This is a genomic window from Burkholderia sp. BCC0398, assembly GCF_902833245.1.
Lineage (GTDB): Bacteria > Pseudomonadota > Gammaproteobacteria > Burkholderiales > Burkholderiaceae > Burkholderia > Burkholderia sola.
Map to the genome: position 1 here is coordinate 101,641 of NZ_CADFEM010000010.1, position 12,926 is coordinate 114,566.

The 12,926-nt window shown below is 67.4% G+C and carries 10 protein-coding genes; 5 read left to right on the forward strand and 5 right to left on the reverse strand.

Going from position 1 to position 12,926, the window contains the following annotated elements; all coding sequences use genetic code 11:
- Window positions 1-6: 6 nt before the first annotated feature.
- Window positions 7-1,164 (reverse strand): amine dehydrogenase large subunit, encoded by a 1,158-nt coding sequence (locus HWX76_RS22240; RefSeq protein WP_176016344.1) that lies wholly within the window; start codon window positions 1,162-1,164, stop codon window positions 7-9.
- A gap of 241 nt (window positions 1,165-1,405) precedes the next feature.
- On the opposite strand from HWX76_RS22240, the gene HWX76_RS22245 reads away from it, so the two are divergent.
- From HWX76_RS22245 to HWX76_RS22265, 5 genes are all read left to right on the forward strand, one after another.
- A complete protein-coding gene (locus tag HWX76_RS22245) occupies window positions 1,406-2,368 on the forward strand; it encodes a helix-turn-helix domain-containing protein (RefSeq protein ID WP_089489630.1) in 963 nt (320 codons plus the stop codon).
- A 101-nt stretch (window positions 2,369-2,469) separates the two neighbouring features.
- Window positions 2,470-3,414, forward strand: a complete 945-nt coding sequence (locus tag HWX76_RS22250) for a GlxA family transcriptional regulator (RefSeq protein WP_050012313.1) — start codon at window positions 2,470-2,472, stop codon at window positions 3,412-3,414.
- 477 nt (window positions 3,415-3,891) lie between these two features.
- Entirely contained in the window at window positions 3,892-5,604 is a 1,713-nt protein-coding gene (locus HWX76_RS22255) for a M36 family metallopeptidase (protein WP_176016345.1), read from the forward strand.
- Window positions 5,605-5,683: 79 nt separating this feature from the next.
- Entirely contained in the window at window positions 5,684-6,937 is a 1,254-nt protein-coding gene (locus tag HWX76_RS22260) for a M20/M25/M40 family metallo-hydrolase (protein ID WP_176016346.1), read from the forward strand.
- 134 nt (window positions 6,938-7,071) lie between these two features.
- Complete coding sequence (locus HWX76_RS22265; protein ID WP_050012310.1) at window positions 7,072-7,434, forward strand: YbjQ family protein; 363 nt, start codon at window positions 7,072-7,074, stop codon at window positions 7,432-7,434.
- Between the two features lie 13 nt (window positions 7,435-7,447).
- Here HWX76_RS22265 and HWX76_RS22270 read toward each other — a convergent pair whose 3' ends face one another.
- From HWX76_RS22270 to betC, 4 genes are all read right to left on the reverse strand, one after another.
- Window positions 7,448-8,698 (reverse strand): MFS transporter, encoded by a 1,251-nt coding sequence (locus tag HWX76_RS22270; RefSeq protein WP_124652911.1) that lies wholly within the window; start codon window positions 8,696-8,698, stop codon window positions 7,448-7,450.
- A 242-nt stretch (window positions 8,699-8,940) separates the two neighbouring features.
- Window positions 8,941-10,080, reverse strand: a complete 1,140-nt coding sequence (locus HWX76_RS22275; protein ID WP_050012308.1) for a porin — start codon at window positions 10,078-10,080, stop codon at window positions 8,941-8,943.
- 259 nt (window positions 10,081-10,339) lie between these two features.
- On the reverse strand, window positions 10,340-11,308 hold the full coding sequence (gene choX / locus HWX76_RS22280; protein ID WP_089489633.1) for a choline ABC transporter substrate-binding protein: 969 nt from the start codon (window positions 11,306-11,308) through the stop codon (window positions 10,340-10,342).
- Between the two features lie 43 nt (window positions 11,309-11,351).
- A complete protein-coding gene (gene betC, locus HWX76_RS22285; protein ID WP_050012306.1) occupies window positions 11,352-12,887 on the reverse strand; it encodes a choline-sulfatase in 1,536 nt (511 codons plus the stop codon).
- Between the last annotated feature and the right edge of the window lie 39 nt (window positions 12,888-12,926).

The following is a 12,926-nucleotide window of genomic DNA, read 5'->3' on the forward strand; positions in this document are numbered from 1 at the left end:
GCGGCCTCACGGGTTGACGAGCAGCGACGACGTATTGCCGATCTGCTTCTCGACGTGCCGCAGCGTGCCGGTACGCGCGTCCATCACGACGAGATCGGAGGTCGCCGTCAGCCCGTAGAACAGCGGCTTGTCGTCCTCGCTGATCTGGATCGACACGAGCGGCTCGACCTTCAGCTGCGCGAGATCCCAGCGCGCAACGCGCTGCTTCGTCTTCAGGTCGTACACCCACACCTGCGTGCCGGGATCCTTGTGCGAGCCGTCGGCGCCCTTGTGCATCAGCACGTAGTAACGGTGCTGCTTCGCGTGCACGGCCGTCTGCTGCAGGCCGCCCGGACGCCAGCCTTCGGCGCGCTCGGCGTCCGTCAGCAGTGGCCACGGCGTGCCGAACGCCGGCTTGTCGCCGCTGAAATCGGCGCTGCGCACGGTGCCACCGTACGTGGTGAACAGATAGCCGTCGTTGTACCGCGACGCGTTCACGAACGCCGGATCCTTGTCGACGTCGATGAACGCGTCCGACATCGTGCGCTTCGTTTCCTTGCCGTTCGCGTCGAGCGTGACGGTCAGCGCCTTGCCGCTTTCGCACAGCGCGGTGAAGCGGTCGTTGCCCGACGGATACGCGAGCACGCACGCAGCCATGTCGATCTCCGACAGCACCTGCTTCGAGACGGCGTCGATCACCGTCACCGACGCGGCCGGCGTGACGTTCGCGACGTACAGCCGCTTGCCGTCGGCGCTGAACGCGGTGTTGTACGGCGACGGCACATGTTGCCCGTGCTTCGCCGGAATCACGATCTCGCCCGCGTGATCGAGCGTCGTGTTGTCGATCATCTCGACGACGTCGGTGCGCGTGCCGTGCGAGCCGCGCGAGAAATAGGTCGTCGCGACGAAGCTCGTCTTGCGGTCGGGCGAGATCGCGAAGCCGGGGGCGAAGCCGCCGTCGATCTGGCCGAGCAGCTTCTTCGCATCCGCGTCGTACACGTGGATGCGCCCGTCGGTCATCGACGGCATCGAGATGTCGACGACATAGACCTCGTGCGGATGCCACGGCGGCATCTTCTGCACGACCAGCTCTTCGGGTTTTTCCGTCGCGTTCGCGCTGCCGGCCGATGCCGCCGCCAACGCCAGCGTCGCCGCGAGCGCCGCGGTTCGTCGCCTTGTCCTCATGCCGCCTCCAGTGGGGAATTCACGTTATGTGGGGCGACTGTAGTTCGACAATAAATCCCGTCAGCACCCGGACCGGCAACGCGTACGTGCCGATTCGGGATATTGGAAATGCGCGTGAAAGCCTCGCTGTACCGCCCCTTCCGACCCTCTGAAACATGCACACGGAATAGCGCTGCCCCGTATTGCGCCGACTATTCGGTCGGTTTAATCTTGCGCGGTTCGAACGATCGCCGGAGGGGCCGTGCTCGCGTTTCATCAGAGGTTCGACGACGCAGACCGACATGCCGAGGCGCTGCGCGGCTGGAATCAGCGTTACGACCAGATCGGGTCCGGCGCGTATCGCAGCGCGGTCAAAAACGCGGTGTTCGACGGCGCGCAACTGTTCCAGGAAGCGGCGAACGTGCGCATCATCCAGCGCGGATGTTTGCCGCACGGCCATACGGTGTTCGGCATGCCGCTCACCGGCTCGGGCACCTTCGCGTTCGGCGATGCGCGCCTCGAGCGCGGCACGATCGTGATGGCGCGCGGCGGCGCGCCGTTCGAACTCCATTCACCCGACGACATGTCGCTGATCGGCGTGGTTGTCGAACCCGAATTGATGCAGCAGATCGAGGATGCGGCCGACGTGCGGCTGGACGCACGCGCGCTGCGGCGCGGCGTCGTCGAGGTGCCGGTCGCCGCGCGCGACCGTGCGAGCATGCAGCTCGCGACGCTGCTCGAACGCGTGCTGTCGGCGCCCGATGCGTTCGACGCGGCGCCCGCGCAACACGCGCTGCGCGCCGACGTCGGCAACGTGCTCGTCGATCTCCTCACGTACCGGATGCCCGAGCCGTCGAACCGGCTCACGCATGCCTGTCACGCCGACATCGTGCGCCGCGTGCACGACTACGTGATCGAGCACCCGGAAGCGCCCGTCGACATCCTGAGCCTGTGCACGCAACTGCGCGTGAGCCGGCGCACGATGCAGAACAGCTTTCAGTCGGTCGTCCAGACGAGCCCGCTCAACTACACGCGCGCGCTGCGCCTCGCGCAGGTCCGACGCCTGCTGCTCGACACGCGGCAATCGGACCTGCCGATCAGCGAAGCGGCCGCACGCTGGGGCTTCATGCATCTCGGGCATTTCGCGAACGCGTACAAGGCCCAATTCGGCGAATTGCCGTCGACGACGGCGCGCCGCACGGTGAGTGGTGCAAAAACGCGCTGAGCGCCGGCAAAAAACCGCGATAATCCCGGCTTGAACGTTCGGCGCACTGCGCGCCGGCCCGCGCGGTGCGCAGCGCCCCCCTGCTTCCACCCCACGCCCCGATGCCCGAGGATTTCCACTTCCTGCTGCTGCCCGGCTTCTCCGCGCTCGGCTTCATGTCCGCGGTCGAGCCGCTGCGCGTCGCGAACCGCTTTCGCACCGAGCTGTATCGCTGGCACGTGATCAGCGCGGACGGCGCGCCCGTCGCCGCGAGCAACGGCATTCCGGTCGCCGCCGAAGCCGCGTGCGCGGACGTCCCGCAGGTCGATACGGTGTTCGTCGTCGCCGGCTTCGATCCGCTCGTGTGCTACACGCGCACGCTCGGCGACTGGCTGCGCCGCCAGCACCGGCACGGCGCCACGCTCGGCGGCATCGATACGGGCAGCTTCGTGCTCGCGGAGGCCGGGCTGTTCGACGCGTCGCAATCGCTCACGCTGCACTGGGAAGCGCTGGCCGCGTTCCGCGAGCGCTATCCCGGCCTGAACGCGACGCAGGAGCTGTTCGAGATCGACGACCGGCGCATCACGTGCGCGGGCGGCACCGCGTCGATCGACATGATGCTCGACCTGATCGGCCGCCGGCACGGCGCCGATCTCGCGGCCGCAATCTCCGAGCAGTTCGTCGTCAGCCGCATCCGGCAGCGCTCGGACAGCCAGCGGCTCGAGATCGCCGCGCGCTACGGCGTGCACAACCGCAAGCTGATCCAGGTGATCGGCACGATGCAGCGGCACATGGAGAACCCGCTCGGCTCCGACGCGCTCGCGCAGGAGGTGTCGATCACGCGGCGCCAGCTCGAACGGCTGTTCAGCGCGACGCTGAACGACACGCCGACGCACTTCTACCTGAACCTGCGCCTCGATCGCGCACGCGAACTGCTGCAGCAGACCGACATGAGCATCACGTCGGTGTGCGTCGCGTGCGGCTTCGAATCGCCGTCGCATTTCTCGCGCACCTATCGCGCACGATTCGGAATGAGCCCGCGCAGCGACCGGCGGGCGACGCGCTGATCGTCTCGGCTTTTGATCACAATCCGGCGCGGTATTGCGCGTTCCGGCGGCGTTTCCGTCCGTTCGCTGAACAATGTCGGCAACTGGTCGACGAACCGAAGCGGTCGTCGAAAATAATCTGGAATGTCGTTGAAAATATTCTGTAACATACCAAAAAAAGTTAGATAGGCAGCCTAACGATACGCCTGCTTCATCTCGCGCGCGTCGTGCCACGCAGGCTGCCCACCGATATCACGATCGATCCGAGGGGTATGACATGACGATGCTCGATTCGCCGTCGCCGCACCTGCCTGCCGTTCGCTTCTTCTCCGCTTCGCCTGCCCGCTTCTTTTCGACCTGACATTTAGCGCTCCTTAGTCAGTCGACATTCCCACACCGCTTCGCCGCACCGGTCCCATCGAACCGGCGCGCGGGCCGTGTCGTGCCTGCTCGCCACGAGCGCGCGGGCGTGTCCAACCGTTGAGATGAGGATCACGTATGCAGACATCACGCAAAGCATTGCCGCTCGTCCTGGGTCTCGTGCTCGGTTTCGGCATCGTCGGCGGCACCCAGGCCGATACGAAAGTGCCGAATCCGCAGGCCGCGAGCCTGCGCGAAAGCCTGACGCGCGGCGTCGCGCCGCCGGCCGCGAAGGCCGACACGGCCGCCGGGCAATTCCGCGCGGACGGCGTCGCCGTCACGCTGTACAACCCGGCCTATCGCGTCAAGAAAGCTGCCGCGACGCCCGCCGCCACCGCGCGCGACTTCGTCGCGTCGCAGGCGGCGCAGCTCGGGCTCGACGCGGCCGCGCTCGCGAGCCTCGTCGTCACGTCGGAGCGCAACGACGCCGACTTCACCGTCGTGCGCCTGCAGCAGCAGGCCGCCGGGCTGCCCGTGTACGGCAGCGACATCGCGGTGACCGTCGCGAAGGACGGCCGCATCCTGTACGTCGCGAGCAACACGATCAACGGCGTGGTCGCGACGACGCGCAAGTCGCAGGCCGTCGACCAGCAGCAGGCGCTCGACCGCGCCCGCGCGTATCTCGGCGTGAGCGGCTTCACGCATCTCGACGCGCAGCTCGTCGCGTTCGTCGACAAGGCCGGCACGCACACCGCGTGGAAGGTGCGCGGCCGTCCGCAGGACGGCCCGAAAGGCGACTGGGAACTGCTGATCGACTCGGCAAGCGGCGAAGTGCTGCGCGCGGAGGACAAGGCGTTCTACGCGACCGACGGCACCGGCTTCGTGTTCCGCCCCGATCCGCTGTCGCCGACGAAAAGCAGCTACGGCAGCACCGGCTACAAGGACAGCAACGACGCCGATTCGACGCAGCTCGCGGCCGCGCGCGTGCGCGTGACGCTGAAGGATCTCGCGCAGTCGGGCACGCGCTACACGCTGACGGGCCCGTACGCGTCGTGCATCGATTTCGATGCGCCGCTCGACAAGGCCTGCCCGTCGCAGTCCACGCCCGCGTTCGAGTTCACGCGCGGCAACCTGTATTTCGAAGCCGTGAACGTGTACTACCACATCGACACGTTCCTGCGCTACGTGAACCAGACGCTCGGCATCAAGGCGCTGCCGTACCAGTACACGGGCGGCGTGCAGTACGACCCGCACGGCGAATCGGGCGACGACAACTCGTCGTATTCGTCGAGCAGCGGCCGGCTGACGTTCGGGCAAGGCGGCGTCGACGACGCGGAAGACGCGGACGTCGTGATCCACGAACTCGGCCACGGCATCCACGACTGGGTCACCAACGGCGGCCTGTCGCAACAGGAAGGCTTGTCGGAAGGCACCGGCGACTATCTCGCCGCCGCGTACAGCCGCGACTTCAACCAGTGGAGCCCGTCGGATGCGCAGTATCACTGGGTCTACAACTGGGACGGTCACAACGAGTTCTGGGGCGGCCGCGTGACCAACTGGAACGTCGGGCGCACCTACGCGCAGGCGCGCGGCGCGGAGATCCACACGGCCGGCCAGTACTGGGCGTCGTGCAACCTCGTCGCGCGCGACGCGATCGGCGCGCAGGCGATGGACAAGGCGTTCCTGAAGGGGCTGTCGATGACCAACAGCTCGACCAACCAGAAGGCCGCCGCGCAGGCCGTGCTGACGGCTGCCTCCGCGCTCGGCTACAGCAGCGCGCAGCTCACCGCGATCGGCAACGCGTACAACAAGAGCTGCACGTACGGCGTGACCGTTCCGCAGAAGTCGTAATACCGCAGCAGGCGGGAGCGCATCGCACGACCTGCGGCGCGCTCCCTTCATCGACATCGCCATCCTCACGAGATCGAACATGCCCACTCTGACACCAACCTGCCTGAGCGCCGCGCTGGGCGGCATGCTGCTGAGCGCCGCCGCGCACGCGACACCCGTCTGGATCACGCTCGGCGACACCGCGTTCCGCCAGCTTCAACGCATCGATGCGACCGCAACCGCGCAGTACAGCACGACCGTCGATGCCGGCAAGGCGGCCGACGGCGCCGCGCGCCGCGAAACCGTTCACGTCGTCGAGATCGACGATGCCCGGCTCGGCGAGCTGGCCCACGCCGTCCACCACACGCGCGGCCACGGGCCCGGCTACGTCGTGCACGATTCGTTCGACGACGCGCGGCAGGCGCTGCAGCCGTTACCGGAGACGCTCGCGAAACAGGCAGCCGCCCCCGCGTACACGGTGTCCAACGTGCCGCAGATCGGCACGTGGGTCCAGCAACTGCAAGCGAGCAACATCGTCGGCACGATCACGTCGCTGTCCGGCTTCACGAACCGCTACTACACGACGTCGCACGGCGTCGCCGCGTCCGACTGGCTCGCGCTGCAGTGGAAGCAGCTGGCGGGATCACGCGCCGACATCACCGTCGAACAGTTCGCGCACACGGGCTTTCCGCAGAAATCCGTGATCCTGACGATCCGCGGCAGCGATCCGGCCGCGGGCACGGTCGTGCTCGGCGGCCACCTCGATTCGACCGTCGGCCGCACGACGGAGAACTCGCGCTCGCCCGGCGCCGACGACGACGCGTCGGGCATCGCCAGCCTGACCGAGGCGCTGCGCGTGCTGCTCGCGAACAACTACAGGCCGAAACGGACCATCAAGTTCGTCGGGTATGCGGCCGAGGAAGCCGGCCTGCTCGGCTCGAAGGCGATCGCAAAGCAGTTCCGCACGCAGAATGCGAACGTGGTCGGCGTGCTGCAGCTCGACATGACGAACTACAAGGGCGATCCGAAGGACATCTACCTGATCACCGACTACACGAACGCCGCGCAGAACACCTATGTGAAGAACCTGGCGGCGACCTACCTGCCGGAGCTCGCGATCGGCACGTCGCAGTGCGGCTATGCGTGCTCCGATCATGCGTCGTGGAATGCGCAGGGGTACCCGGCATCGTTCCCGTTCGAAGCCGACCAGAACGACAGCCCATACATCCACACGGTGAACGACACGCTGGAGAACTCGGATCGACAGGCGAACCATGCGCTGAAGTTCGGCAAGCTCGCGCTCGCCTATGCGGTCGATCTCGGCGGCATTGCCGGCGCGACGATCGAGCGCTGAGCGTGCGTCGCCGAGCGGCTCTCGCGTTCGGCAACGACACGGGCGCCCGTCTGCTTTTGGGGGCGCCCGTTCGAATGCGTTGTCTCGGTCCGGCTAGAATCGTCGTTCGACCACTCGCCACACGCTTGCCCACCATGACCGAACCCATCCGCTCCATCGACGACCTGTCGCCCGCCCGCGTCACGACCGCCTTCGACCTGCCCGGCCATACGACCGTCCGCTCGCTCGGCGTCGCCCAAGGCATCGTCGTGCGCTCGCGCTCGATCGTCGGCTCGTTCGGCGCGTCGCTGCAGACGATCTTCGGCGGCAACATCACGCTCTATACGTCGCTGTGCGAGAAGGCGCGCGAGCAGGCGTTCGACAAGATGCTCGCCGACGCGCGCAAGCTCGGCGCGAACGCGATCGTCGCGATGCGCTACGACTCGACCGAGATCGGCGCGGGCGTGACCGAAGTCATCTGCTACGGCACGGCCGTGCGCGTGACGCAGGATGCATGACGCGTGATGCGCGTCATGCGTCGCGTTCGAGCGACTTCATGTTCGTGAGCTGCGGAAAGAGCCGCATCCATGCGAGCGCGACGGCGATCGTCGCCGCGCCGCCGACGACGATCGCGGCCGGCGCGCCCCACCACGCAGCCGTCACGCCCGATTCGAATTCGCCGAGCTGGTTCGACGTGCCGATGAACAGCGAGTTGACCGCGCTCACGCGGCCGAGCATGTCGTCCGGTGTGCGCAGTTGCACGAGCGACAGTCGTACGACGACGCTGATCACGTCCGATGCGCCGAGCGCGGCCAGCGCCACGAGCGACAACGCGAAGTGCCGCGACAATCCGAACACGATCGTCGCGATGCCGAACGCGATCACGCCGCCGAACATCGCGCGGCCCGGCCGCCCCGTCAACGGGAAACGCGTGAGCCACAGCGTGCCCGCGAGCGCGCCGACCGCCGGCGCCGCGCGCAATGCGCCGAGCCCCCACGGGCCGACCTGCAGGATGTCGCGCGCGTAGATCGGCAGCAGCGCGGTCGCGCCGCCGAACAGTACCGCGAACAGGTCGAGCGACAGCGCGCCGAGGATCGCCGGCTCGCGCCGGATGAACGCGATGCCCGAAAACACCGAGCGCAGCGTGACCGGCTCGCGCGCCGGCGGCGCGGTACGCAGCGGAATCGTGCCGCTCAGCATCGCCGCGATCGCGAAGGCCGCGACGCTCGTGCCGAACGCGACGGGCGCGCCGACACCGTAGAGCAGCCCGCCGAACGCGGGCCCGAGAATCTGCGCGGCCTGGTTCGCGGACGTCGACAGCGCGGTCGCGCGCGGCAGGTCGGTGCGCGGCACGACGGCCGGCAACAAAGACGACACCGACGGCGACTCGAACGCGCGCGCCGTGCCGACGATCGCCGCGAGCGCATACACGGCCGGCGCGGCCAGCCACCCTTGCACCCCGCCGATCAGGAACACGCCGGCGGCCAGCGCCTCGACGCTCTGGCAGATCGTCGCGATGCGCCGGCGGTCGTAGCGGTCGGCCACCTGCCCGACGACGAGCGTCAGCGCGAACATCGGCACGAACTGCGCGAGGCCGACGAGACCGAGCGCGAACGCGCTGTGCGTGAGCGCGTACACATACCAGCCGATTGCGACCGACAGGATCTGGAAAGCCAGGGAAGACATCACGCGCGTGCCCCAGAAACGCTGGAACGGTGCGTGGCGGAACAGATTGGCGGGTAACGGGGATAAAGGACGGGAATCGGGCACGGGGGTGGTCATCGGGATCTCGGCGGTTGGCGCTGCGCACCGCAACCGTTCGGGAAACGACGACACACGCGAGTGCGTGCGCGCGGCGACGGTGCGGACGCGGCCAAACCGCGATGATATGCCAACCACGAAAAACCGGCCGGCAGTCGGCCGCGCGCCCGATGAAGCCGGCGCATCGAACAAAAAAAGCGCGAACCGTGGTTCGCGCCAAAGAGAGACCTCGCTGAAGACGTCACATCATCCTGCCACGCCGCTTAGAACGAATGCCGCATCCCGATCCGCACGTCGGCCTGCGTCTGCGTCGTCGACGGCGTGAAGCTGTAGCCGATCACCGCATCGACGCCCTGCGACGCACGCAGGTAATCGCCGGAGATGTAGATGTCGGTGCGCTTCGACAGCAGGTAGTGCAGGCCGGCCGTGCCCTGGTTCCAGTGATGGCCTTCGAAGCGCGTGTGCTGGTAGCCCGCGATGAAGCTCAGCGCCGGCGTGAACTGGTACAGGCCGCCGCCTTCGTACACCTGCATGTGCGACGACTGGCCGAAGCCCTTGATCGTCGTGTACGAGTAGTTCGCGTCGAGCGTCAGCTTGCCGATCGTGTAGCTGGTGCCGATGCCGAACGTGCCCTGGCTGTCGACGTCCATCGCGGTGTTCGAGAACAGGTCGGTGCGGGCGCCGGTCGCCGGATCGACGGTAACGGTCTGCTGGCCGAGGAACGTATGCGTGCCGATCATCGCGTACGGGTCGAACGCGTAGATGCCGTTCGGGTTGTTCAGGCGCGTGTACGCGGCGCCGATCGAGAAGTCGCCCTTCGTGAAGCTCGCGCCCGCGCTCCAGGCGCTGTTGCGATGGAAGTTGCCCGCGACGTTGCCGAACGAATACATCGCGCCGAACTTGAAGCCGCTCAGGTCGTTCGACAGGAACTTCACCGAGTTCGGCAGGCGGTCGCCGTTGAAGCGGTCGAAGTCGCCCTGGTGGATCGCATAGCCGCTGCCCCACGCCGAGATGTTGTAGATCGACACGAGTTCGTTCGTGATGTCGAGCTGGTTGCCGAACGACAGCGTGCCCCAGTCGTTCTGCAGGCCGACATACGCCTGCCGGCCGAATTCCGCGCCGCCGAAGCCGAGTTGCCCGTTGCCGAGGTGGAAGCCGCTCTCGAGCGTGAACACGGCCTTCAGGCCGCCGCCCAGGTCTTCGGTGCCCTTGAGGCCGAAGCGGTTTCCGTAGGCGATGCCGTCGTCGAACTTGACCACGTGCGAGCCGCCCGTGTTGTTCACGTACGTGATGCCCGCGTCGAGAATCCCGTACAGCGTCACGCTGCTCTGCGCATGCCCGATGGCGGGAATACAGGCCGCGCATGCAAGCGCGGCGGCTACGGCGACTTTCTTTTGCTTCATTGTCGACCACCCTCCCTGAACCGTTCGATGGAAAGAACCGTGGCCTGGCGCGTGCCGCAATACGCCGGCTGATTCGAATTCGGTACGTCTGCTGGCTCCGCTATTTCGTTTTCCGCAATAACGCAGCCATTGGCGAAAAATACAAACCCATATTTCCGGTCACCCGTCTGAAGGCGACACTAAATGGTCACGATGCGACGGGTCGGGAAAACACGTAGACGGGCGGCACGGCAAAAACCGGCCGCCAGGAGGAAGGCAATCAGCGGCCGTCGAGGGCCGCGCGCACGGCCGGCAGGCCCGGTGCGCCGGTCGCCGTCGTCACGCCGTCGAGCCAGCCGGCGAGCAGCGCGGGCTCGGCCTTCAGCGCATGCTGCGCCGCGAGCGCGGGCGACGTCTTGTGGTCGAGCATGTCGGCGATCATCCGGTTCTCGACGTCGACGGAGAACGTCATCTGCCGGAACAGCCGCGCGAGGTTCGTGCACTGGCCGGCGAACCCGGCACGCGTGACCGTGTTGACCGTCGCACCGCCGTAGTTCGGTCCAAAGTACGCATCGCCGCCCGACAGATACGTCAGATGAAACTTCGTGTTCATCAGATGCGGTTCCCACGCGAGAAACACGATCCAGCGCTTGTCGCGCACCGCGCGCTCGACCTGCGTGAGCATGCCCGTCTCGCTCGATTCGACGAGCGACCAGTTCGCGGACCCCAGCGCGTGGTCGGACAGCATCCGCTTGATGTTCTGGTTCGCGGGCGCGCCGGGCTCGATCCCGTAGATCTTGCCGCCGAAGCGGTCCGCGTAGCGCGCGAGATCGGCGAACGTGTGCACGCCGGCCGCGGCCACATAGTCGGGCACCGCGAGCGTGAACTTCGCACCGCTCAGGTTCGCGTGCAGCACGTCGATCGATTTCTCGTCGACGAACGGCTTCACGAGCGGCGCCTGCGCGGGCATCCAGTTGCCGAGGAACACGTCGACCTGCCCTTTCTTCAACCCCTGGTACGTGATCGGCACCGACAGGTTCGCGACGTCCTGCCGGTAGCCGAGCGCCTTCAGCACGACGCCCGCCATCGCGTTCGTCGCGTCGATGTCGGTCCAGCCGGGCGCCGCCATCTTCACGTCGCCGCAGGTCTGCGGATCGGCGGCGGACGCAGGCTGCGTCGCCGCCACGCACGCGGCGGCGGCGAACGCCGCGCCGATCCTTCGGAATGCTGCATTGCGTTGCCGTTTCATGGTTCGCTTCCTCCGTCGTTCTTCAATGATCGCTGCGGGACGTTCAACGCCCGACGCGCGGAAAACGCGCCATCGCTTCGAGCGTATCGAGTTCGATGTGATTGCGCATGTAGCGCTGGCTCGCGTCGGTGAACGGCTGCCAGTCCCACGCGTGGATGCGGCCCTGCGTCGTCGCCGCGTAATGGAAGCGCCGGCGTCGCTGGCTCGCGCGCACCTGCCGGTCCAGCTCGGGCAGGTTCCAGCGCTGCGCGGCCTCCGCGCGGAACGCGGCGAGCACGTCGGCGGCTTCCGGCTGCCCGGCCAGGTTCGTCAGCTCGCGCGGGTCGTCCGACAGGTGGTAGAGCTGGTCGGGATCGGCCGGGCAATGCACATATTTCCAGTCGCCGCGCCGAATCATCACCACCGGCGCGAGCGCGCCTTCCGCGAGGTATTCGCCGAGCGCGACGTCGTGCGCGGGCGTGCCCTGCAGGTGCGGCACGAGGCTCGCGCCATCGACCGGGTCCGGCCAGCCGCCGGCCGGCGCCGCGCCGGCCAGATCGACGAGCGTCGGCAGCAGGTCGACGTGCGACACGGGCCCGCGCACGCGCGCGGCGCCGAAGCGGCCCGGCGCATGCACGATCAGCGGCACGCGGCAGCCGCCCTCGAAAAACGTCATCTTGTACCAGAGCCCGCGCTCGCCGAGCATGTCGCCGTGGTCGGACGTGACGATCACGATCGTGTCGTCGGCGAACCCGCATTGCTCGAGCGCGGCCAGCACGCTGCCGAACTGCGTGTCCACGTACGACGTCGCGCCGTAATATGCGCGGCGCGCGGCGCGGATCTGCGCGTCGGTCGGCGGCGTGCGGTCGTTTTCGCAGACGAAGCGCAGCCGCTGCGAATGCGGATCGCTTTCGGCCGCATCGAGCCGCACGGCCGGCATGTCGATTTCTTCGTCGCCGTACAGATCCCAGTATTCGCGCGTGATCGCATACGGGTCGTGCGGATGGGTCAACGACACGACCATGCAGAACGGCCGCGCATCGTGCCCGGCCGCGCGTTCGCGCGCGACGTCGTACAGCTTCTGCTTCGCGGCGAACGTCACTTCGTCGTCGAAGTCGAGCTGATTCGTGCGCACGCAGGGGCCCGCATCGAGCACCGAGCTCATGTTGTGATACCAGCTCGGCCGCTCCGTCGGGCTGTCCCAGTTCGGCACCCAGCCGAAATCGGCCGGATAGATGTCGGTCGTGAGTCGCTCCTCGAAGCCGTGCAACTGATCGGGCCCGCAGAAATGCATCTTGCCGGACAGCATCGTCCGGTAGCCGCCCGCGCGCAGGTAATGCGCGAACGTCAGCGTTTGCGCCGGCAATTCGGCGGCGTTATCGTAGGCGCCGATGCCCGACGGCAGCTTGCCGGTCAGCAGCGAGAAGCGCGACGGCGCGCACAGCGGGCTCGCGCAGTACGCGGCGTCGAACACCACGCCTTCGGCGGCGAGCCGGTCGAGCGTCGGCGTGCGGGCGACGCGGTTGCCGTACGCGGGCAGCGCGAACGGCGTGAGCTGGTCGGCCATCAGGATCAGGATGTTGGGTGTCGGGTTCGTCATCGGCGATCGTGGGGAAAGCGGTGTTCGAATGGAACGGCG

Bases quoted from the DNA above. Each gene is read 5' to 3' on its own strand.
- HWX76_RS22240 (WP_176016344.1), bottom strand. From the start codon at position 1,164: ATGAGGACAAGGCGACGAACCGCGGCGCTCGCGGCGACGCTGGCGTTG.
- HWX76_RS22250 (WP_050012313.1), top strand. From the start codon at position 2,470: ATGCCCGAGGATTTCCACTTCCTGCTGCTGCCCGGCTTCTCCGCGCTC.
- HWX76_RS22255 (WP_176016345.1), top strand. From the start codon at position 3,892: ATGCAGACATCACGCAAAGCATTGCCGCTCGTCCTGGGTCTCGTGCTC.
- HWX76_RS22260 (WP_176016346.1), top strand. From the start codon at position 5,684: ATGCCCACTCTGACACCAACCTGCCTGAGCGCCGCGCTGGGCGGCATG.
- HWX76_RS22265 (WP_050012310.1), top strand. From the start codon at position 7,072: ATGACCGAACCCATCCGCTCCATCGACGACCTGTCGCCCGCCCGCGTC.
- HWX76_RS22270 (WP_124652911.1), bottom strand. From the start codon at position 8,698: ATGACCACCCCCGTGCCCGATTCCCGTCCTTTATCCCCGTTACCCGCC.
- HWX76_RS22275 (WP_050012308.1), bottom strand. From the start codon at position 10,080: ATGAAGCAAAAGAAAGTCGCCGTAGCCGCCGCGCTTGCATGCGCGGCC.
- choX (WP_089489633.1), bottom strand. From the start codon at position 11,308: ATGAAACGGCAACGCAATGCAGCATTCCGAAGGATCGGCGCGGCGTTC.
- betC (WP_050012306.1), bottom strand. From the start codon at position 12,887: ATGACGAACCCGACACCCAACATCCTGATCCTGATGGCCGACCAGCTC.